Origin of the sequence: Luteolibacter rhizosphaerae, assembly GCF_025950095.1 — a bacterium.
In the GTDB taxonomy this organism is placed as follows: Bacteria; Verrucomicrobiota; Verrucomicrobiia; order Verrucomicrobiales; family Akkermansiaceae; genus Haloferula; species Haloferula rhizosphaerae.
In genome coordinates this window covers 465368-485839 of sequence record NZ_JAPDDR010000002.1, presented here as the reverse complement: position 1 = coordinate 485839, position 20472 = coordinate 465368, and the positions used below count along the sequence as shown (strand labels likewise).

The window sequence follows — 20472 nt, the reverse complement described above, 5'->3', positions numbered from 1 at the left end:
CGGGTCCAGAATCATGAGTGGCAAAACATCTCCGGCGGGCCTATCAATCCTAATGGCGGAAAAGAAGGACCACGGCGGCCAGGAAAAGCAGAAGGCTAGCCCGGCAGAACGCCTCGCCCGAAAATTGAAGAAACGGGAAAAGCAACGTGCCGCCAACATTGTCAGGGCTTCGGAGATGCACGCCGAGCGAATTGCTTTCAAGACACCGGACGCGCAGTCGCACAACAAATTGGAGACCTTTAACATCGGTTGCTCAGGATGGTTCTACTGGCATTGGCGGGGTGGGTTCTACCCGGCGGAAATGCCAACGAAATCCTGGTTCTCCCATTACTCCGACAATTTCCCGACAGTGGAACTCAACGCCCCCTTTTATTCCTGGCCGACGGTCAAGACCGTGAAGGAATGGCTGCGGCAGATGGAGGGAAAGGACTTCGTTTATACGGTAAAAGTCTGCGAACTCATCACGCACGTCAAACGGATGAGCCGCACCCGGACGCTGGTAGAGGACTTTGGATTGATCGCAGATCTGCTGGGCGAGAAAATGGGCTGCTTCCTTTTTCAATTGCCTCCCAGTTACCATTATTCGGCAGCACGATTGAAAACCCTCTTGGGGCAGCTGGATCCATCGCGGCGCAACGTGGTTGAGTTCCGCCACAAGAGCTGGTGGAATGAGCGCGTGTACGCCGCTTTCCGGAAGACCGGCACCATCTTTTGCTCATGTAGCGGCCCGCGGTTGCCTGATGAATTGGTAAAGACCGCCGACGACGTTTACATCCGGTTTCATGGGCTGACCAAGTGGTATCGGCATGACTACACCGACGAGGAATTGCAATTGTGGGTTAGCCGGATAAGGGACTCGGGCTGCAAACGGGTCTGGGCTTACTTCAACAATGATCGCGATGGCCATGCCATCCGCAATGCAAAGGAATTCACGAGGCAACTGCGGGCACTCTAGCGGATCGGTCAATTTCGCTATCCATTTAGGTATCGGGTTTAAAAGCGCGCGGGAGCATGAAAGGATTGAACGGCTCGAAAGGGCTAGCAGGACCCCAAGGAAGGTGGACATTCGGGACCTCAACCCACTGCATCTTCGAAGGCCAAAGCCGAGCTCCCCCTTTTATGAACCAACTCCAGGCGTATTCGTTCGGCATTTTGGGACTGACGATGGGATTGTTTATGTGGGGGAGGCTCCGCTACGACCTGGTCGCGGTATGGGCCCTCCTCGCCTCGATTGCATGCGGTACCGTTCCGGCCCAAAAAGCTTTTTCGGGCTTCAGCGATGACATCGTCATCATCGTTGCAAGTGCGCTTGTGGTAAGTTCGGCAGTGGCGCGCAGCGGCATCGTCGAGAGCGGGCTCCGCTGGATCAGCGGGCACCTGGGGACACTCCAATGGCAACGCACGTTGCTGGTGGGTTCCGTGACGATCCTTTCAGCCATGGTGAAGAATATCGGTGCACTGGCCATGTTGATGCCAGCAGCACTTCGGGTGGCCAAGAAGTCCGGCCACTCCCCTTCCTTGCTTCTTATGCCGATGTCCTTCGGGTCTCTCCTGGGCGGACTGATCACCCTGATAGGCACTTCCCCCAACATTATCGTTTCAAGGGTGCGTGAGCAAATGACTGGCGAGGGTTTCAGAATGTTTGATTATGCTCCGGTTGGGTTGGGTCTGGCATTCGCAGGGTTGGTCTTCCTACACTTTGGATACCGGCTGATCCCTGCAGACCGGCGGCCCGCAGCGGTCATGGGAGAGGTCTTGGACATTGATGACTACACTACCGAGGCGGTGGTTGTGGAGGAGTCGAGCGTAATTGGCCAAAGTGCAGCCGAGTTTGTCCTTCAAAATGAGCGGGAGATCAAAGTAACCGCCGTTCTTCGCGGCGCCAGGCGCGCGCCGGTAGCCGGGGTCGCGACTGCCACGCTTGAAGTGGGTGACATTCTTCTTCTCAAGGGTGCACCAGAGGAACTGGAAAGGGCCATTGCCCGGGCGGGCCTTCTGCTGGAAGGGCAGCATCGCAGCGCGGTCACCGGGAACCCGGGCGATCACGTGGGTGTGGTGGAAGCCGTGATCACCTCCGACTCCCCTCTGGTGCGCCAAACGGCAGGGCGTCTGGTTCTCCACGAGCGCCACGGTGTAAACCTTCTGGCAATCTCCCGCTCGGGCAAGCGACTTACAAAAGTTCTGCGTGACACCCGCTTGCAGGCCGGGGATGTCATCGTGTTGCAAGGCCCGCTTGAAGTCCTGGCCGAACAGTTACGAGAGCTGGGATGCTTGCCGTTAGCCGAGCGTTCGATCCCGCTGGGAAGCGTGCGCAAGCGGCTCCTGCCTCTCATCGTGCTGGCCGTGGCTATGGCGCTCGCAGCCTTCGGCGTCGTCCCGCCCGCAGTCGCCTTCTTCGGGGCGGCAGTCCTGGTCGTCCTGCTTGGAGTGCTGCCGGTTCGGGCGGCTTATGAACACATCGAGTGGCCAATCATTGTAATGTTGGGAGCCCTGATTCCGGTGAGCGAGGCCCTGCAGACCAGCGGGGGCACCGAAACTGTCTCCAGTTGGCTTTCGAACATCGCAACCGGTCTACCGCCGTGGGCGGCCGTGGGCCTATTATGGTATCGGCAATGGCGGCAACTCCATTTCTCAACAATGCGGCAACGGTTCTGGTAATGGCGCCGATTGCCGCGACCTTTGCCAGGGATCTACAGATGCGGCCCGATGCATTTCTGATGGCCGTAGCGGTGGGAGCCGGCTGTGATTTCCTCACCCCTATAGGACATCAGTGCAATACCTTGGTGTTCGGACCGGGTGGATATCGGTTCGGTGATTACGCGCGCCTGGGGGCACCGCTCTCTATTATAGTCGTCCTAGTCGGAGTTCCTATTATCATGGCGACCTGGCCGGTCGCTTGAACACCGACGCGTCGGCCGCAATGAACCTCAAGCGATCTCAAATGTGGCACGCGGGAAACTATTCCGCGGTGTCTTGTTCTAACAGCCATTCATTGGCGGCAGCCGCGCTCTTAATCCCGTCGGCCGAGGCCACCATTTCCATTTGAAGCCGTTTCTTTGCGTTCCCAGCGACAAACAGGCCTGGAGTTTGCGTTCTTGCCGCATCGTCGCTTTCCACCTGTTCCCACTCGCTCAGGCGGCAGCCCATCCTTTCCAAAAAGCCGTGGTGTTGGACCTGTGTTGCCACGAGGAAGAGGGCATCGCATGGAATCGTGCTGCCGTCGATCAGGTGCACTCCTGTTAGGCAGCCTTCGTCGGTAATTAGCCCGGTTACAGCGGTCTCATAGACTTGAGCGCCGCGACGACCAAGGTCCCGGGCCAGTTTCTCATCGGCGAGGGGTTCTGTTAGGAAGGCCGACACGTCCCCACTCCAGAGTCCGAGTTTCAGCGCGAGGTTAGTGCCCTCCCTCCGGAACCGTATGCGCCGTAATCCCCCCTCTCACGGGGTGGGCAGCGCGTAACTCCTCGGCTTGTTGAAGTTAACGCCGCGGGAGAGCCACTCTTCAGAACCACCTCCCAGGTCCATGCGTTGGCACAACACTTTCTTGTTAGGGGGGGCATCCTACTGCTATGTACCCATCCAGGCCATGCCCACCCAGGAGTCATCTCCCCGTCTTTCTAGCTTCATCGCCCCTTCAAGAACGCCGTCCCGGTTGGGATCTTGGGATACGTTACAGCCTTGCTAACCTATCTCCATCCTTCGGTCCCTCCAGAATTCGCGCAGCAGCTGGTGGAAGGAAGCATGCCTTTCAATATAGCCGAGGTGCTTCGCGGGTGTGAGCGTGTGCAGCACTGCGCCCTCGATTGATCCGTAGATGAGACCACTTGCCTCCGGCAGCGTGGTGGAGTCGCGGTTTCCCGCGATCACGGCCACGGGCACCTTCACCGTCGGCAGCGCCGTTAGCGCGTCGTAGCGCATCATCTCGAGCATTCCGGCAGCCAATACCGCTGGCGAGGCGCGGGGCGTGAAGCGGGCGGCAAAGTCGACCTGCTGCCACGATTCGTGGCCGGCAAACGAACTGAATTTCGTGGTCAAGTGCGTCGAGCCGTTTGCGTAGGACAACCAGTTCAACACGCGAACCAAGGGGGACAGGGCAATCGTGATTCGCATCAGCGGGGCCAATAGCGGGCCCTCAAGCGGTAGCAGGTAGGAACTGCCCGAGGTGGTTTTGACCGGGTCGACCGGCGTGGTGTGCACCAGGATGGCTCCCCTCACCCGCACGCGCAGCTTCTCCGGAAAGGTCTGCATGTAGGTTTGGATGATCATTCCTCCGATGCTATGGCCCACGAGCGTGCAAGGCTTCCCCGCGAATGCCATTACGGCGTCCAAATCCATCGCCATCTTGGCCAAGCTGTAGTCGCCAGTCACCGGGCCCTTCGACTCGCCCAAGCCGGGCAGATCCCAAACGATCAAGCGACAGCCGTGAGGGATCTCGCGTTTCAGATAGTTCCACGCCTCTGAGCTCAGACCCCAGCCGTGCGTGGCCACCAGCGGCTCTCCGTCAGGATCCCCGTAACAGTAGATTCGCAACTGCGAACCGTCGGGACGTTCGACCATCTCGACCGATCGGGGCGAGGGGGGATGGCGCGGGTCGGGATTCGAATATCGATAGGGCCATTTCTGGATTCGCAGCCACCCGAGCACGAAGAACCGGCCGAGCAGGTTTATTAAGCCCAGCGCGAGTGCCCCGGCGAAAAGCCCGGTTGTGGGATCCCATCCGAAATCGGGTGAAAACACGGATACCCCAGCGAGGGGATCCCAGCCCCACGAACGCTGCATCCATTCATGCGACAACCAAACGAATGCGCCGATGCTGATCAGGGCGAGGAGCCCCGATGCCCAAAGCGCAAGGATAAAGGAGGGAATCATGGGGTTGAATGCAGGTTACCGATGGAGTGTGGGCGAATCAGCGCCGCGCAGTGAGGCCTGGATGAATCCCAGCCCGGCGACGACGAGCAGTGAAATCGCGGGGGCCAGTTCACCGCGTCGAATAACTTGCGCCCGCCCATGCGGCATGCCCCAGGCCAATTGCGATATGCCCGCGTGGGATGATTGCCCCGCACCCTTGGGCGAACCCTGCGTTCCGGTTGTGGATTCGCGGCTTCGTTGAAGGTGGGAGCCTGCAGGATCTCGGCAAGCAAGGGGGCGGGTATGTCCGACATGAGGTTTAGGGGTTGAACCACATCTTCCCGCAGTGTTCATGCCACCCCTCACCCCCCAAAAAATCCCCTCCCGCTCCATTCGTCATTCGAGAATTCGTCATTCGACATTTCCCCCCATGGGCGTCATCGGCGGCACGTACCAGGCATCGCATCCTTCCTCGGCGCGTCCGGAGCCGTCGCCTCCGCCATCGGCTTGGCGGTCAATCTCGGCATCGCCGCCATCTCGATCTCTTCCTCCCTCGGCGCCGCCCAGGAACAACGCCCGACCATCCTAACGCGGCAGTTTCGCGGCATCGCCGCCATCTATGCATCTGACGTGCCTAGTTCCAGCTCTTCGAAAGCGAGACCCGCGGGTCGCCGCGATCGTGATGGCCAACAACCAGATCGTTGCGCCGCGCGACGACCTCACTGCCACACCGCCACCCACGCCTTATGCACCGTCTGGTATCTCAGCGCGATCATGGGCTTCCCCTGGTCCACGATCAACAGCTATGCCCTGATCGCCGCGGCCGATCAGGGCGACGAGGAGGTCGAGCTCAAGGCCGGGCACCGAGAGCACTACGATGCCGATACGAAGTCATGGCAGGCCGGCCCTAGAGAATCCGCCTGGAATGACACAACGATCATATTGGACCGGCTCGCATGGGAGGGTCGATGTATGATCCGTCGAACAATCGGCCGCTGTGGCAATTCCATAATGATCAGTCTTGATCGGTCGCTCCTTCGTTGCGGGTAGCTGGGAGTATCTTCTCTTGGCGACCGTCGATCATCTGAGGTGGTGAAATCCCATCCCGAGTCTGGTGGCTTGGGTGGTCGTTGTCCCCAACTTCATCGCATGAAAAGAGCAGGCAAGCAAACAACGGGATTGCCAACAGCCGAAGAGGGATCGCTTTCATTGGTTCCCCTGTGCACACATGGAGCCAAACTTCACTCCAAGCATCAATTGATTCGCGGTCGATCAGTCGCTTGCGTCCCGCAAGGTGGGATTTAACGCTCTTCGCCTTCACCGCCTTGTTGAGCGTGCGGAGGACGCATAGGTCGCCTTTACTGCTGCGAGATTTTGAAATCAATCCCCTTCCCCCTCTCCCCGGTGGTGTAGCACGAGCCGCGGTTAGGTGATTTACCCGCTTCTAGCCGTGATCCGCTCCTGATAACTCCCCGATCACGCCCAGCCATAGCCAGTGAAGCCCCTTGACCGCAGTGCTAACTTTCCGCCGCGGGCCGGGGAAAAGTCTCGTGGGTGCTGGTTACCCCACGGGGTGAGCTTACCCGGTCCGCATCTACCCTCTCAGTTCCGCGGCGGTCACTGTGCCTGCGGCTCCTTGAACGCGGCCCAACCGCTCCACGATCCGAGGAGAAAGGCCGTCACGTAGGGGGCGGCTTCACTGGTCTGCGAGCCGTTGATCCACCACATGAACGCGAGGAACGTCCCGAGCCCCAGCACCAAGGCGACCGGCCCGCGGATCTGACGGAATAACGTTTTCATCGGGACACCCATAGTCCCTTCAGGAGGACACCTCAAGATTGCCTCGAGTTCCTTGACCGCAGTGCTAGTTTTACATCGCGGATCGGGGGGCCTTAGCCGAGTGGACTTTGCTAGGGGGTCATATCCCCCGGTCCGCAGCCATTTTCAAGCTGCTGGAATTCCCTGCAATTTGACAAACGCAATTGTGCGCTAAGGTGAGAGATGGGTGCTCCTCTCAAATATGCCGGAATGACCGACCTTAAATGGGCGCTGACCGGGCGGAAGCAGATCAGCTTCATCTGCGCCGGCATTCGTTACATCGCTGAGCCCCAGGGAATGTTCAACGATCCCCGCAGCCGTAGCTTTGTGGTGAGTTGCTACATCCTCGAAGGGCCCGGTGCTGGCGCATGGAGGGATTTCCGCTACGCTCACCTGCGTGAGATGAATGTGCTCCGAGAGAGTTTTGCGCCCCGACAGAGACATCTCTCGGTTGTGCCACTTTGATTTGCGGGCCGGAGGTGCCTTGAGCTTGGTTTCGATAGGATTGCCGCCTCCGGTCCGCTCTTCAAAGGAGAAGTTTGACGAGCGGATTGTTCATCAACTCCCTCGGGGCATCCGGGAGTGTGTCAACGAAATCCCGCACGGCCTCTTTCGCAGCGGCCAGCTCATCGTGTTCAACGCAAAACCGAGCTAGTTCCAGATAGAAGTTTGCTGCGGCCAACCGATTGAGGTCAGCTCCGTGACGAAGGAATTTCGCGATCTCCATGCAATCGCGCCAGGCATTAACATGGGAACGGCAGTCAATCCGGACTCTCAGGGCGGACGGCATCACGCGCTCCACCGCAGGGAGACTATCAAGGGTATCCCACGCCTCTGCGTGAAGACCCAGCTCCGCGAGTCCCTCTGCCTCCTTAAGGGTCGCCATGGAGGATGGTTGTTGCACTCACCTGCCTTGCAAGGCGCTCGGATTGAGTGATTTGCTTAGACTCGTTCAGGTGACGGGGACTAGTCTTATCAATTCGTGCTGCCGGCAATAGGAGCGAGCCGTAGGTGGTATGAGTGATACCCAAGGAAACACCTCCCAGATCGTAAGCGCGTCGCCCTCCAGCAGGATCACGAGCGCCGTTACTTGGTCGGCAAGTTCGTTGAAGATCACCCTGGCTTATTCCGCTCGGCCGTGGAGGACGCCCTCAATGAGGCTTACGAAAACCTGAAGACGAACGATCGTGAGAAGCTGACCGCCGAGATTTCCCGCATCATCGGAAACCAAATCCGCTAGGCAAACTGTGACACCTCCGAAATATCACATGGATGATCCCGTACCTATTACGTCCGGGGTCAATAAGGGGAAGACCGGCGTAGTACGCGACCGGGTGGTCAGTGCGGGCACGCTTCTCTATCTCGTGGAGCGGGAGAACGGATCCTCGTGGGTCGAGGAGAACCAAATGGAGGTGCCCGTCGGCCCTGACGAGTCCCCTTGAGGAATGCAAGGCCATTTGCCCACCGTGGGGCGTGCCTGCTTCTGCGAAGCTACGACTTTTCCCTGATGAATGTGCGATCAGCGACCTGATCCTTTGCGACTGCCTGCCAGCGTGGGATGAGAATGAGCGCTCCTCGTTACCCTACCAGCGTGAGCCCAATGCAGAGATTTGGACCTTCCAACGGCCGACGGTGAATTGTCAGGGCTTTGAGCGGCGGGCGTGGGTGAGGATCGAGTAACCCATGGCGGGCGAAGCGTTACGAGGAAGCTTGGGACGCAGTCGGTCACCTGCATCTTGACCTCCGCGTCCCCCCGGGCCCTTCAGGTGCGTCTGCGATGCGAAGACAACCGGTTGGCCGGGCTGTTTTAACCGGCGATCCACTGCCAAAGTCCGGCTCCCACCAAGAGTGCTGCTGCGACGATCCACGACCCTGCCACTAGCTTCAGCCCGAGATCAGCTCGTGGCTGCGCTTTATCGCTGGTGGGGGATGGCCCTTTCATGGTGCGACGGTAGTTCCGCCAAGTTCGGAAGTCGACGTAGAGGTTTACCCATTCGGCGATCTTGACCGAGCGCGCGAAGGACTCTGAATACGAGGTGACCCTTCACCTATGAACCACCCCTCCCTAGATTCCCTATTCGCTGCCGCCGAGGCCGCGCTCGATGCCGCCGACGAAGGCGACCTCGATGTCTTCGAGGACCGGGACGGTTATCGCCTGATCGTGTCGGTGGCCAGAGTGCAGCCGCCTTCAGATTACGAGCCATTGAAGGTCGTGCCCTTTCCTGTCGAAACGCACTGACCATGGAGATCCTGATCTTCTGCGAGCTGAGCACGAACGACGCGCGTGCAGTGGGAATCTTCGAGCGCGCCATGTACCTGCGCGGTTGGGAACGCGTCGAACACGAGCACTGCCGATGGCGGTGTTGCGACTGTTACCCATCCATTGAGGAGGCCCGGCAATCAGTCCGGTCAGCAGCTGTAGCTTCGGGCGTAGCTGTCGAGCGCCTCTTCTCCCTGAACGGAGACGACGAGTGCACCACGTAGGACGAGCAACAGTCTTGATCTTCTCCGCGGTTCCGTCGTATACGCGAGAACCATGGATTGCCCTCCTCCCTTGTCGGCGTTCGAAAAGTGCTTCATTACCACGGCCTTTATCACCGCCCTCACGGCCCTGACTGTGGCAGCTTCCCAACTATTGGGCCTCCTTGGTTGAGGTAACGCGGACCGGGGGCCCTCCCAGATCCCCAGCCGCGGCCATGCGTTGGCACAGCGACCCTTAGTTAAGCCGCGCTAAGGTTTTCCACAACCGGCAGATCCTCCGCAGTTATACGGGATGAGTGTTTCCCCGTTGACCGAGGCAGGGCGGCCCAATACGACACGCCCCGACCCGATCTCCCGACCCCGAAGGCCCGCCGTCCTCCCACGGCGGGTTTTTATTTGCGGGCCGGGTCCACCAAGAAAGCGACCCGCTGCCTTGCTTTGATATAACTCGAATCAGTTAGAAGGTGGTTGGTCGAATAATATTGCTCTGATGGTTTTGGAAGAGCACGGTGCGAGTCTAGCTCCTTGCACGTCCTGCTCCTCTTCCCCTGAGCCCCTCCTCTCCGGCGCTCTCTCTGGCGGTGGTCCACCTCTTGCCCTCGCCGGTATGGAAAAAACTTACACGGGCGTACTACGTACGTCTTCCGAGGCTTGTTTGCCCGGTGATTGGATCCTCCCGGATTCCGTGCCCGACTGGCAATGGTGCCTGAGGCCCCGCGTCTTCAAGTGCCCCGGACTCGGCGAGCAGGAGATCGTTTTCCGCCTGGTGGGCTGCATTGGCGGCCACCACTTCACCGCGTGGCAGCGGATCGATACTTCAGACAATGAGAACACATGGAAAAGTTAAAGCACCGCCCCACCCTGCAGCTCCTTCGATCCGCGGTTGCGGCCGGCAGGGACCTCACAATCAGCTACCACGGTGAAGTCGTCACCGTGGAGCCTCACGCGCTTCTTCAAGCGAATCGGTCGTCCGCCTTTGTCCTCGCTGCATGGGTGACGAAAAGCAAGGAGTGGGGCTTCTTTCGCTTCGCGGAGATCCGCGGAGTGAAGTTCGAAAAGCGGGCGTTCGTCCCACGCCCTGACGTTCCTAAAAAGGTTCCCTTCCGATCGACTATTTCTAAACAGAAGCAGGATTAGCGGGCCGGCCACCCTCCCAGGGGCCGACCCGCATTCCAGCGGGTGCCGGAAAAGGGTAGGCCGGGCCCGCACCCGCGGACCCGGCGATGGAATATCAACTGCCCTCTGCGTCCAGCATGCGGTACCACGCACGTCGATCGAGTCAAGACAGCGGTGGGACGTCGCCTCCGAATTCCTCGGTCAAAGCAATCTCGCTGCGCTCCGCCCAAACCGAAACATCGTCTTTTGCAACCAGATAACGGGAATGGCCGGGGGTACGAACAACCGTAACGATGACTCCTTGAAAGCCCTCGCTGTCTCCAGAGATCACCCGGACTCGATCGCCGGTGTGGAGATCCTTCTGCATTGCCAACTTAACTGCACGAATTTGCAGTCGGCAATACCCTCGGACCGTGTCATGAGAAGATTTACGGGCCGAGCCCCTGCACGAGGCCCGGCCCGTCCGGAGCGACTGGTGCACTGCACTGCCATCCCTTCAGGTAGAAGGTTTGGGCAACATCGCACTGCATGGTCGCCCCTCAATTTAAGCGAGATGCTTAGCCCGTCACGGTTGCACGGAATTGCGGTGCTGAGTATGCGAGCATCGTCACGAGCGACTAAGGGCTGGGCGGAGTCGAAGCTATGAAGGTGGAAGTGCTCCGTCCGGTCCTACCGTCGGAGCCTCTCGCCGACGCAGTGAGATATCCACGATCACGTTGCCGAAACCCTCTTCATTAAGATGGGCCTCCGGGTATCCGGTGGCGAGGAGGTAGTCGCGGGCGGCGTGCAGCAACCTTCCCCGGCAATGGTTCTCGTGGTCTAGTTCGATCGAAGTGCGTGTTCTCATGTGAGTGGGACGCCACCCTCGAAATTTCATTCGATTGTAACGAGCCGCCGCCCGCGTAGATGAACCTAAGCGAAACCACCTAGCGCGTGGTCTAGTGACGCCGGACTTTGACCGCCCGGAGCTCTGCTCTACCTTTACCTCATGGGATCATTAAGGGAAGCGGAAGGGCTCGCGTCCCTTGGTCTCTGGGAGGAGGCCTGGCAGACGCTAGACGAGCTTTCTACCGTGGACCGCATCATGCCGCCAGCACTGAGGATCCGCCTCGATTGCTGCCCTCATGTGAACGCATGGCTCGAAGGTATGGAGATCGCAAAGCTTCTCCGGGACGGAACGCCCGAGAACCGTCTGGCGGCAGCCCACTTCTACCTAGAGCTCGCGAGGCTGTATATCGAGCACGACGAGCTAGCCGGTGCGAAGAAAGCTGTCCGGGATTGTGTGGCAGCACTTCCGGATGGGCACCTCGAGCTTCTCAAAGATCCTGTTATTGCCGGGCTGCTATAAGGCGCGGACCGGAGGCGGCAATCCCTTTGGGTCAACCTCCACCCTAGAGCACCTCCGGCCCGCAAAAGGTCCTAGTGGATTTCGTTTCCGATGATGCGGGAGATCTCCGCGTGTCACTCATATCCCTTAGGCTGGCCTCGCTCCGGGAGATTGCGAGGGCCTGCGGGTACGTCACGTACCTTTCGCGTGACTAAGCGGTTGACTTAAACCTCAAACGACCGTCATCACCAAGGGCTGGTAGCGTTTTCGGATTTAGGGACCTCTTCCGTCTCCACCTTGAAGGTGATTTTGAGACCAATCGGATGATCGGAATAATCAACGTCTTCGTGGTGGTTCAGGTGATGAATATCGCGAGCCAACTGGCGGATATCCTCGCGTAGATTATCAGGTATTTCTTCCATAGCGGCCCCTCTTGCAACCCAAGGGCCGAACGCAGATACGAGATCTGATCGCCCTCTGAAGTCTTTAGGCTGTGCAGACTGCGCGGAGCGAGTGCATATGCCGACGGCTGGGCAAACTATGAGATCACCTCAACGTGACGATGAAGGGAGGCATGAGTTCGGGATGTCTGGGTCGTCCTGCATTCGTTCCAGTTGTTGTGGATCGGCCTCGACGGCCGCACGTGCCAAGAAGCTGCAGCTTCGGTGATCGCCGAGCTTGGCTTTGATTCCTGCCAGACGATGAAGCACGACGGCCGCCGAAGCTTTCTCTTCCGATCCGCTCTTCGTGAGGTAGAGGGCGACCTTCTCGGCTGAACGGAAGGAGCCTTGGGCGAGGGCGCAAAACATTAGAATTCTCAGCCCGCGGGGGTGCTTCTGAATTTCCAGGTCCATTTCATCGAGAAGCGCCAGCGCATCTTCGAAAAGACCGATCTCGATCAAGCCTTCGGCTTCGTCGAAGGTTGAGCTATCCATGGCAGCGAAGAGAGAGCATGGGACCCTTTGAGTGAACCGCTCGTAACGGCAGGCACTCGCACAAAGTGTTCCACCTGATCTCAAGAAAGAGAGCGAACCGGGGGATATGACCCCTAGAATGAAACCACTCGCCCTAAGGCCCCCGGTCCGCGCAGTTAACATGGACCTCGCCGTCTCAGAAGCAACGCCGGGCGTCTAAGCGCCCCGCCTAGGTGATTCCCGTTGCGATCGCCGGAACTCCCGCGTTGGTGCCCGTCTCCCATGACGACTATCACCGAGGCTGAAGGATTTGTGGATCTATCGATGTGGGAGGATGCTTGGGACATCCTCGAATCCCTTCCTCATGCTCGAGGCAACGGGTTCAAAGCGCTTCGCCTCCGTATGAATTGCTGCGAGCACCTACACCAGTGGTCCATGGGCTTCCACATCGCCGTAATGCTGGGGGAAGGGTCGGCACGGGACCGCCACGACGCTGCACGGTTTCTGCATCTTCTGGCAACGCGGAGGGCTGCGGACGACGATCTAGATGGTGCGGTGCTCGCCTTGGTGACCGCGGCTTCCATGTGCCCCGCCTACCGCCGGAGTCTGTTGGAGGACTCTGATCTATCCGAGTTCATTTGAAGAGTGCGGACCGGGGGAGCTCACCTCGAGACGTACCACACACTGCGAGGTTTACCCCGGCCCGCGGCTGCAGGGTAGGAGAGGGGTCAAGGAGGCGCTGCGGCGGGAGGAAAAGGGACGGGTTAGGACGGGTTCGCCGTGGAGGGATGGTAATCGGCATACTTGACCACATCAATGCATCCTGATTTGATGATGCAAGAATTACTCAAGCCCCGCCATGACATCTCCCTCCCATCATGTGATACGCGCGACTACAGCAACGAGCGCATGGGGATTAATTTCACCACAGACCAGCCGATCTCTGCCGACGAACTAGCAGATGCTTTCAAAGGTGTCTCGGCGCTCTACCGCAGAGAAGTGGAGAAAATCACCAACGCGAAGGATCTTCAAGAAGCTGAATTTCGCCTCTACATAACCAGGATCGAAACGAAATGCATCGATGCTGAGATGGCGGCCTATGCCGGCAATGCTCTCCAGCTAATCCAGATGATGGATTACACGCTGATCATCGATGGATTTCAGCGTCGCTTCAAAGAATTGGTTCGAGCCTTTGCTGCGAGAGGTGGGTCGGGAACGCCGCCAGTGGAGCATGCATCTCCACCGTCTCTGATGGAGGCCAAGGACATGGTTAAAGTGATTAAAGCTGCCGGTAACGGTTCGATCGCCATTGATCGCAGGCTAGTGGAGGATGGGCACACACGCACAATCGAAGAGAGAATCGAGTTCAGCCCTGAAGCCCTTCAAGACGCCTATGATGGGGCGTCTGCCTTCATTGCTGAGCATGACGAAAGGGCGGCAGCGCATCACCATAAAGTTTTACTTTATCTCCCTCAGCTGAATTTTGACAAGCACCAGCAGGCGGGGAAAAATAGCCCGGATCGAGGTGTGATCGAATCGATTTGGAAGCGGGATCTTCCAATTTTCTGGATGTCTGAAATGGACAGCCGGATGGTTAAGGGACAGGAGGGCAACCCCAGCAAAGTGAGCTACATCGTCGATGTGAACGTAGAGACAAAACAGGGAGTCCCCAAGATCTACCGTGTGATGAAAATCCACGGAATCGTTGAGGACTCTGACGAGTAAATTTTACCCTCACGCCTCCTCCAGCCACTCCTCCGGCACCCAGTAGCTTACCTCTAAAGCTAGAAGCGAGAACACCACAGCGCCCCGTGGGCCATGTGGTAGGCGTTGAGCGGCTTGGGCACCTCGATGGGGACCTCGACCGGCCTGACCTCCTTGTCCTCCCCGTTCCAGTCCCACTCGTCGCGCATGAAGTTCACCAGCATATCGCGGGCGATCCGTTCGGACTCATTTGGCGGGGCCTGGCCGTTGTACGCTGAAGGGCGAAGCTCGACTACCATATCGAGCGCGAAATCATCGCGGATGCCGACCTTGAAGTAGTGCCTTGGGTTCATGGGAGTGAACGCCCGGATTGCTACGTTGAAACAACGCGGCGTCAAGTTGGGGTAGCGCCGGGGTATGCGGTGGACAACCCGCGGCTCTAGGCCACTATCACGGCGTTCGCTCTGGGGAGAGTTGAACCAACCGAAGGGCGGCCGTCGTGAGAAAACGGTCGCCCTTCACCCTCCGGGCTTAGGGCTTTTCGAGCTCCCCCGCCACCCCTTCGAGGCTCCGGCCCTTGATCCTCCATCGCCTCGGTCTGCATCGCTACTCAGGGTCCGAACGTCCCGGGCCCCTTGGTCGTATTTGTCTGCGGAAACGGGCCTCGAGAGATCGAGATCCCTCCGGGATCGTTGCCGCGAGTGCCGTGGAAGAAGTTCGGATCCCGAATGGTGTCGGCCTCGGCGAGCAGAGTGAACGCCACCAATCCGACGCAATGGACCGAGGCGAGGACTGCGAAAAAATAGATCAACTTCCGCTCATGGTTCAGGTGCATGAACACCAACGCCACGAGTGACGCTTTGAAGGTGGCGATCAGCAGCCCAAGCACCAAGTCCGCGGTGTCGAATCCGTGGCGGCCGAAATCCAGCGCAGGAATGGTGGCAACAGCGACCGTGGCCAGCGTCCCACAGAAAAGAACAAGGCCGACGAGTAGATACAGTCGCATCGATCGGCGGATAGCGGAAGGGTCGAAGGAAGTTTCGGATTCCATAGATGAGGCATATCGCTGCGCAGTTCCCGTTCCCGGCTCTGGCGAGCCTCCCTGCGTTCTCCAGCGATGCCAGCGATTGCATCAACGCAAACAAGGATGCAGAGGGCACTGGCTATCCGAAGCTGTTACATTCCATGAAGCCGCAGAAGACCGCCGCGGAATTCGACACGCGACGGCCTTCCGAGATGTGGGAGGGGCACCTCGTCATTTCAGCCTCCTCGCTAGACGGTGAGCTGAGGGCGGTGGTTGACGTAGCGGTTGTAGTTAGCTGAGCAAGCCGATTGAGTTAGGCAAATCGCGTATTCGAGAAGGCTCCCTACTTTGGATCTGTATGTGGCCCGGTCCCTCCTGCCGATGGTGCATCATGCGGATTGCCGCCGGCATTGTCTCCAGCCCCGAGATGGTCGCCCGAGGTTGACCGCTGCCCGCCCACGATACCGTCACCGCTCCTGGTCTTGATATCCCCTGTTGCCTGCGCGCCTTGGGGGATGGGCTGATCGAGCGGGGGCTGCTTGCCGTTTGCCGACGGCTGACGGTAGGGGCTATCAGCGCGAAGCGGGGGCGGGTCATCACAGCCCGCGAGCGAAAGGAGGAACAGAAAGGCGAGTGCTGCTTGCATAAGAAGTCGATTGCTTGGACGGAGAGGAAGAGAGCACTCGCAGGCAGCATGCCATTTGATCTATTGCATGGACGCGGACCACAGGCGGTCGCTTTCCGATTACTATCGCTGAGTCCGCTCACTGCCCTTGATCACTCGCCTGCGATTGTTGAATCCGTGGTCGGACCCAGGGGCGCGCACAGTAATTACCCCGTGTGAAATGCGTCGGCGGACCAAAGGTTGACGGCGGCCAAACGCAAGGACTATCTTAAAGGATGCCTGATCCTCTCGCTTTTCTTTGTGACCTTCCTCGCTATGACGAGCTTCGGGACATGTTCGATGGGAAATCCATCGAGTATGCGATCGAGGCCTCGAGCGGTGCCGCCAGCGTGGCAGGTAGAGGCCGATTGATGGTAATCGGGGAAGCGGAGGGCGACCAACCGCGGAAAATCTGGGTGACAATCGAAATCAGACAAGAGAACGGCACACGTTCCATCGATTCACCGCAACGAATCATCGCTCTGCCTGAGGACGCCCTGCTGCTGATGCAGAGAGCCCCTGAACGCTCCGACGTGGAGTGGATCATCGACAGAGCGCCCGGCGGCGTCGCAGAAGCGGACGTCTAGAATCTGATAGATCTTTTTACACATCGTAGAGCCTGACCTTTTTAAAGAAAATGGCGGGTTCGAATGGCAAAATTACGGATCATCATGTGCAAAAGGAGCGCGCATAACTTAGCATCCCTAAAATAAGCCCCGCTTACTCGTTCAAAGTGCGATCACCCTGCAGTCGGCATAGTTCGAGCACCTGGGGACGGAGCACAATCAATCTGGAAAGGGGCAATCGCTTTCGGCCGAGTAAATATCCCCGTAGTGTCCAGAAACTCGATCTCCGCTCTTCATGCGGCCTCCCTGTGGTAATACCGGAGCAATCCTCCCAAGCGTTTTCGACACTTCAATTCTCCCCACTTCACTGACGGAGAAATCCGCCTCGATTCCAGCCCTTGGTGATTCCGATCTTCATGGTAATGGGCGCAGAACTCGTCAACCGCCCGCCGGAGCGACCGTTCTCCCACGAGAATCAGATGGTCGAGGTACTCGGCTCTGATCGACCGGACGAACCTTTCAGCAAATGCATTCAGATTTGGAGACCGCGCGGGAAGGCGGATAGACTCGACACCTGCGCCTTTCAGGATTGATGCGAACTCCTTGGTGAACACGGTCGCCCGGTCATGAATGAGGAACCTGCATTCCCGCAAGAACCCCTCGTGGAAATCTGTTAGATTCCCGCTGATCTGCCTAATCCACCTTCCATTGGGCTCCGGAATGATCCCAAAGATTTGGACCCGCCGGGTTGCCAGACGAATCACGAAGAATACATGGTAGCGGGTAAGACGTCCCCAGGCCTAAAGCTCCACGGTGAAGAAGTCAGCCGCACCCAGCACCTCCCAATGGGCGCGAAGGAATTCTGCCCAGGTCGTCCCCTTTCCTCGTTCCGGTGCTGGCTCAATCCCTGCTCTCTTCAGAATGCCCGCAACGGTTCCGCGGGCGATGTCGTGACCGAGGTTGGCCAGAGCCCCTTGGATCCGGCTATAGTTCAGCCCCGATTTTCTTCCGCCATCCTCAGGACCAAGGCTTGTAAATCCTCAGCCGTCGGAGGACGGCCTACACGCCGAGGAGAAGCGCTAGAGTCATACTTCCTCGCAATCAGCTTCCGATGCCAAGCCAGCAGGGTCTCGGGAGAAACGATTGCGGCAATCTCCTTGAGCCGGCTCAACCCAAGGCGCTTCGCCTTCAGGGCCAACCGCCTCCTTTGATCGTCGCTGAACCGCAGGCGCTTCTTGCACCGCAACTCCCTGAGAACTCGGACCTCCTCCTGAAGATAATTGATGACGTCCTGCTGGTGCCGGTTGATCCAGCCTGCAAGCGAAACCAGCATGAGAGTTCCGATTCCCATCACGGAAGCCTCGCAGAAAACCTCCCCTTGCACAGCCTGAAACAGGGAAACCAGCGCTTCGAATTTAGCCTGATCATTAGACGCTTACGCCGCAATCGAATTTCTGGACACTACGCGCCGCGGAATGCTGCCAACTTCGGCGTTGGTGGCGACGGCACGCCACAACTGCTGTGGCGTCTGGCGAATGGAGGCTTCGACGGTCTCCAGCCCAAAGTTGTGGTGCTGATGATAGGAATCAACAACGTATGGCCGGGCTATTCCGCTGATGACACGTCAAGGGGCATCCGCACCTTTGTCGCCCGCCTGCGCGAAAAGATGCCATCTGCGAAGATCTTGCTCTGCGGGCTCCTCCCCATTTTTGACGAGTCGGATTCCATCCGGTATTACATCAGGACCGTAAACGCCGGTATTGCGGGCCTAGATGATGGCAAGACCGTGCGATTCCTCGACTTCAGCAAGGATTTGCTTCAGCCCGACGGAAAACGTCGCGAAGGCTTCTACGATAGTGACCGCCTTCACCTGAAAAAGCCGGCTTACGAAGCGTGGGCCGCGGCGATGGAGCCCATGTTGGGAGACTGGCTTGCCCCCGAGCCCGAAACGGATAAGAAATGAGTCAGAACCGTCCAGCCTCGCCCCCTTGGCCCATGAAACATTTCACCTGCATTATCAAGCTGGCATACTTCATCGCGGCCTCCGCGGCCGCCGCGGATGGCATGCGTTTTCCGGATGACCCTGCGGTGATTGATGCAAAGCGGCATTTCGGCGCGAAGGGTGACGGGAAGACGGACGACACCGACGCGCTGCAGCGGGCGATTGATGCGAGTTGCGGCATGGACCCCGCCCACCGCGGAAAAAGCAACGCGCTGTTTGTGCCCGATGGAACCTACCGGCTCACCCGCTCGCTGGTGGTCAAGAGCCCGCTAGGGCCGTGGCTGTACGGCGAGTCCCGTGACGGTGTGGTTCTTAAGCTGGATGGCGGCGTGAAGGGCGTGACGTCCGTCCTGCGCACCCATCCGAATGAGAAAGGTCCGACCTCCGCTGACTGGTTCATGCGCAACCTGCGCCATTTCACCATCGACGTGGGGAACAATCCTACAGTGGATGGGATTCGTTACTACGCGACCAACAGTGGGTGCCTCAAGGACGTGAGGCTGAGGGGACGGGGCAAGATTGGCGTGAACGCTGGCTTCCTCGATCAAAGCGGCCCAAATCTCGTGCAGGACGTGGAGATCGATGGGTTCGAGACCGGCGTGCTGAGCCAGTGGATCTGGGGCCAAACTTTGTCGCGGGTCACCATCCGCAATGCGCGTAAGGTCGGGGTAGTCGTGTCCGCGAACGTAGTCGCAATCGAGGACCTCAAGGTGGATAACACGCCGCTGGCCATCGACATCCAGATGCCAAATGACTGGGCGCATTGGTGCGGGGTTGTCGCCTTGCAAGGGGGCACCTTTCGCGCAACAGGTAGCGCGGGTCCCGCGATCGCCAACCGAGGAGTTCTTTACGCGCGGGACATTACGAGCGACGGCTATCGCCAGTTGCTGGCCGGCGACTCTCCTGCCGGGACCATCGAGGGCAAAGAGATCGACGAGTTTGTTTCAGCTCCGGGTCGCAAGTTGTTTGATGCGACGCCGCTCCGCTCACTCGGACTTCCCGTGAAACGCGAGCCGGTGGTGCCTTGGGAACACGATCCTGGAAAGTGGCTGTGTGCTGATGATTGCGGCGCGGTCGCCGGTGACGGGATCGACGACAGCGACGCGATCCAGAAGGCAATGGATCGCGCTGCGGCGGAAGGAAAGACGGTGATTTATTTCCGCGGCTGCGGCGGCGGGGACCCGAACTGGTTTACCCTGTCCAAGCCGGTCCGGGTGCCCAAGCCGGTCCGTCTGGTCACCGGTCTCGGGTGGGCTCGCATCCTGGGGGATAAAGACGGAGCCTTCTTCGTGGATGATGACTCGGTCCCGAGGGTGAAGTTCCAGAACCTTGATTCCTTTGGTGGCCCGCCGGTCACGATCATGAATGCATCGGCTTCCAACACTCTCCTGGTGGAAAGCTGCGGTGTGACCATCGTCGGCGACGGCGGCGGCGACATTTTCACCACAGACTGCCCTGCCCATCTGCATCTCAAAAAGGCGGGGCAGAAGTGCTGGGCACGCCAGCTTAATCCCGAAGGTGCCAGTGATACAGGGCTCGTTCGCAACGACGGCGCTGACCTCTGGTGCCTGGGCATCAAGCACGAGGGCCGCGGTGTCCGCTTCGCCACCACCCAAGGCGGACGCACCGAGATCCTGGGATTGTTCAACTACGGCGGCACCACCGACGAAATGGATCCGCGCCCTAGCTTCGTGGTCGAAGACGCCTCGTTTAGCGTAGCAGGAATGCGCGAGATTGCGTTCGACCAGCACACCGCGCTTAACAAGGTGCGGGAGCGAAGAGGAAATGAAACTCGCCTACTCGACAAGCACGCTGAAGGAGGCTGGATCGCATGGCCACTCTTCAGCGGATTCAAGTAATGAGGTTCCGCTGGATGGGATCAGCCGGCGTTATCCGAACGCCTTCACGGAGTTGGCCGCTGCTTTCTCCATGAGCCCGGCCAATCCTTCGCCTTAGTGATGGATGGCTTGGCTGGCTTCGACTTCCACCACCTCTGCACCGATGCGTT

The 20472-nt window shown here is 58.9% G+C and carries 26 protein-coding genes and 1 pseudogene; 15 read left to right on the top strand and 12 right to left on the bottom strand.

Annotated features, from left to right (window positions below):
* The first annotated feature begins 52 nt into the window (after positions 1–52).
* Both OJ996_RS05110 and OJ996_RS05105 read left to right on the top strand, forming a co-directional pair.
* Positions 53–955, top strand: coding sequence for a DUF72 domain-containing protein (locus OJ996_RS05110; protein WP_264511869.1), 903 nt, complete (start codon positions 53–55; stop codon positions 953–955).
* Between the two features lie 164 nt (positions 956–1119).
* Positions 1120–2900: pseudogene (locus OJ996_RS05105) on the top strand (SLC13 family permease).
* A gap of 58 nt (positions 2901–2958) precedes the next feature.
* Here the strand turns inward: OJ996_RS05105 and OJ996_RS05100 are convergent.
* On the bottom strand, positions 2959–3360 hold the full coding sequence (locus OJ996_RS05100; RefSeq protein ID WP_264511865.1) for an FAD-dependent oxidoreductase: 402 nt from the start codon (positions 3358–3360) through the stop codon (positions 2959–2961).
* A 321-nt stretch (positions 3361–3681) separates the two neighbouring features.
* Positions 3682–4557: an alpha/beta fold hydrolase gene (locus OJ996_RS05095; RefSeq protein WP_264511863.1), complete on the bottom strand. Its 876-nt coding sequence runs from the start codon at positions 4555–4557 to the stop codon at positions 3682–3684.
* A 798-nt stretch (positions 4558–5355) separates the two neighbouring features.
* Between OJ996_RS05095 and OJ996_RS05090 the strand changes: the two genes are divergently transcribed.
* Positions 5356–5898 (top strand): hypothetical protein, encoded by a 543-nt coding sequence (locus tag OJ996_RS05090; RefSeq protein ID WP_264511861.1) that lies wholly within the window; start codon positions 5356–5358, stop codon positions 5896–5898.
* A gap of 567 nt (positions 5899–6465) precedes the next feature.
* On the opposite strand, the gene OJ996_RS05085 is transcribed toward OJ996_RS05090, so the two are convergent.
* Complete coding sequence (locus OJ996_RS05085; RefSeq protein WP_264511859.1) at positions 6466–6648, bottom strand: hypothetical protein; 183 nt, start codon at positions 6646–6648, stop codon at positions 6466–6468.
* Between the two features lie 228 nt (positions 6649–6876).
* Here OJ996_RS05085 and OJ996_RS05080 point away from each other — a divergent pair, with 228 nt between their 5' ends.
* Positions 6877–7131 carry a hypothetical protein gene (locus OJ996_RS05080; RefSeq protein ID WP_264511857.1) on the top strand — a complete coding sequence of 85 codons (255 nt, stop codon included), beginning with the start codon at positions 6877–6879 and terminating at the stop codon, positions 7129–7131.
* Positions 7132–7192: 61 nt separating this feature from the next.
* Here the strand turns inward: OJ996_RS05080 and OJ996_RS05075 are convergent, their stop codons facing one another.
* Positions 7193–7552 (bottom strand): hypothetical protein, encoded by a 360-nt coding sequence (locus OJ996_RS05075; RefSeq protein WP_264511855.1) that lies wholly within the window; start codon positions 7550–7552, stop codon positions 7193–7195.
* 382 nt (positions 7553–7934) lie between these two features.
* Here OJ996_RS05075 and OJ996_RS05070 point away from each other — a divergent pair, with 382 nt between their 5' ends.
* Positions 7935–8108, top strand: coding sequence for a hypothetical protein (locus tag OJ996_RS05070; protein WP_264511853.1), 174 nt, complete (start codon positions 7935–7937; stop codon positions 8106–8108).
* A gap of 365 nt (positions 8109–8473) precedes the next feature.
* Here the strand turns inward: OJ996_RS05070 and OJ996_RS05065 are convergent, their stop codons facing one another.
* Entirely contained in the window at positions 8474–8608 is a 135-nt protein-coding gene (locus OJ996_RS05065) for a hypothetical protein (protein WP_264511851.1), read from the bottom strand.
* A gap of 108 nt (positions 8609–8716) precedes the next feature.
* On the opposite strand from OJ996_RS05065, the gene OJ996_RS05060 reads away from it, so the two are divergent.
* The 3 genes from OJ996_RS05060 to OJ996_RS26515 all read left to right on the top strand — a co-directional run bounded on the left by OJ996_RS05060 (position 8717) and on the right by OJ996_RS26515 (position 10284).
* Positions 8717–8905 carry a hypothetical protein gene (locus OJ996_RS05060; protein WP_264511849.1) on the top strand — a complete coding sequence of 63 codons (189 nt, stop codon included), beginning with the start codon at positions 8717–8719 and terminating at the stop codon, positions 8903–8905.
* A 927-nt stretch (positions 8906–9832) separates the two neighbouring features.
* Positions 9833–9994 (top strand): hypothetical protein, encoded by a 162-nt coding sequence (locus OJ996_RS05055; protein ID WP_264511847.1) that lies wholly within the window; start codon positions 9833–9835, stop codon positions 9992–9994.
* Complete coding sequence (locus OJ996_RS26515; RefSeq protein ID WP_425605544.1) at positions 9982–10284, top strand: WYL domain-containing protein; 303 nt, start codon at positions 9982–9984, stop codon at positions 10282–10284. Before OJ996_RS05055 ends, OJ996_RS26515 begins: the two co-directional genes overlap by 13 nt.
* A gap of 142 nt (positions 10285–10426) precedes the next feature.
* Here OJ996_RS26515 and OJ996_RS05050 read toward each other — a convergent pair whose 3' ends face one another.
* On the bottom strand, positions 10427–10630 hold the full coding sequence (locus tag OJ996_RS05050; RefSeq protein WP_264511845.1) for a KOW motif-containing protein: 204 nt from the start codon (positions 10628–10630) through the stop codon (positions 10427–10429).
* 273 nt (positions 10631–10903) lie between these two features.
* Positions 10904–11110 carry a hypothetical protein gene (locus OJ996_RS05045; protein WP_264511843.1) on the bottom strand — a complete coding sequence of 69 codons (207 nt, stop codon included), beginning with the start codon at positions 11108–11110 and terminating at the stop codon, positions 10904–10906.
* A 141-nt stretch (positions 11111–11251) separates the two neighbouring features.
* Between OJ996_RS05045 and OJ996_RS05040 the strand changes: the two genes are divergently transcribed.
* A complete protein-coding gene (locus OJ996_RS05040; protein ID WP_264511841.1) occupies positions 11252–11611 on the top strand; it encodes a tetratricopeptide repeat protein in 360 nt (119 codons plus the stop codon).
* Between the two features lie 224 nt (positions 11612–11835).
* Here the strand turns inward: OJ996_RS05040 and OJ996_RS05035 are convergent, their stop codons facing one another.
* Together OJ996_RS05035 and OJ996_RS05030 are read right to left on the bottom strand one after the other, a co-directional pair.
* Positions 11836–12012, bottom strand: coding sequence for a hypothetical protein (locus OJ996_RS05035; RefSeq protein ID WP_264511839.1), 177 nt, complete (start codon positions 12010–12012; stop codon positions 11836–11838).
* Positions 12013–12141: 129 nt separating this feature from the next.
* A complete protein-coding gene (locus OJ996_RS05030; RefSeq protein ID WP_264511837.1) occupies positions 12142–12492 on the bottom strand; it encodes a hypothetical protein in 351 nt (116 codons plus the stop codon).
* A gap of 294 nt (positions 12493–12786) precedes the next feature.
* On the opposite strand from OJ996_RS05030, the gene OJ996_RS05025 reads away from it, so the two are divergent.
* Positions 12787–13146, top strand: coding sequence for a hypothetical protein (locus OJ996_RS05025; protein ID WP_264511835.1), 360 nt, complete (start codon positions 12787–12789; stop codon positions 13144–13146).
* 174 nt (positions 13147–13320) lie between these two features.
* The gene (locus tag OJ996_RS05020; protein WP_264511833.1) at positions 13321–14229 is read left to right on the top strand and encodes a hypothetical protein; all 909 of its coding nucleotides are present in this window, start codon (positions 13321–13323) and stop codon (positions 14227–14229) included.
* 59 nt (positions 14230–14288) lie between these two features.
* Here OJ996_RS05020 and OJ996_RS05015 read toward each other — a convergent pair whose 3' ends face one another.
* Positions 14289–14561: a hypothetical protein gene (locus OJ996_RS05015; protein ID WP_264511831.1), complete on the bottom strand. Its 273-nt coding sequence runs from the start codon at positions 14559–14561 to the stop codon at positions 14289–14291.
* A gap of 257 nt (positions 14562–14818) precedes the next feature.
* On the bottom strand, positions 14819–15214 hold the full coding sequence (locus tag OJ996_RS05010) for a cytochrome C oxidase subunit IV family protein (protein WP_264511829.1): 396 nt from the start codon (positions 15212–15214) through the stop codon (positions 14819–14821).
* A 47-nt stretch (positions 15215–15261) separates the two neighbouring features.
* On the opposite strand from OJ996_RS05010, the gene OJ996_RS05005 reads away from it, so the two are divergent.
* Together OJ996_RS05005 and OJ996_RS05000 are read left to right on the top strand one after the other, a co-directional pair.
* Positions 15262–15531 (top strand): hypothetical protein, encoded by a 270-nt coding sequence (locus tag OJ996_RS05005; protein ID WP_264511827.1) that lies wholly within the window; start codon positions 15262–15264, stop codon positions 15529–15531.
* A 658-nt stretch (positions 15532–16189) separates the two neighbouring features.
* Positions 16190–16483, top strand: coding sequence for a hypothetical protein (locus tag OJ996_RS05000; protein WP_264511824.1), 294 nt, complete (start codon positions 16190–16192; stop codon positions 16481–16483).
* 272 nt (positions 16484–16755) lie between these two features.
* Here the strand turns inward: OJ996_RS05000 and OJ996_RS26375 are convergent, their stop codons facing one another.
* Positions 16756–17076, bottom strand: coding sequence for an integrase core domain-containing protein (locus OJ996_RS26375; protein WP_345783765.1), 321 nt, complete (start codon positions 17074–17076; stop codon positions 16756–16758).
* 497 nt (positions 17077–17573) lie between these two features.
* Here OJ996_RS26375 and OJ996_RS04995 point away from each other — a divergent pair, with 497 nt between their 5' ends.
* Both OJ996_RS04995 and OJ996_RS04990 read left to right on the top strand, forming a co-directional pair.
* On the top strand, positions 17574–18425 hold the full coding sequence (locus OJ996_RS04995) for a GDSL-type esterase/lipase family protein (protein ID WP_264511822.1): 852 nt from the start codon (positions 17574–17576) through the stop codon (positions 18423–18425).
* A 32-nt stretch (positions 18426–18457) separates the two neighbouring features.
* A complete protein-coding gene (locus OJ996_RS04990) occupies positions 18458–20323 on the top strand; it encodes a glycosyl hydrolase family 28-related protein (RefSeq protein ID WP_264511820.1) in 1866 nt (621 codons plus the stop codon).
* The last annotated feature ends 149 nt before the right edge of the window (positions 20324–20472 follow it).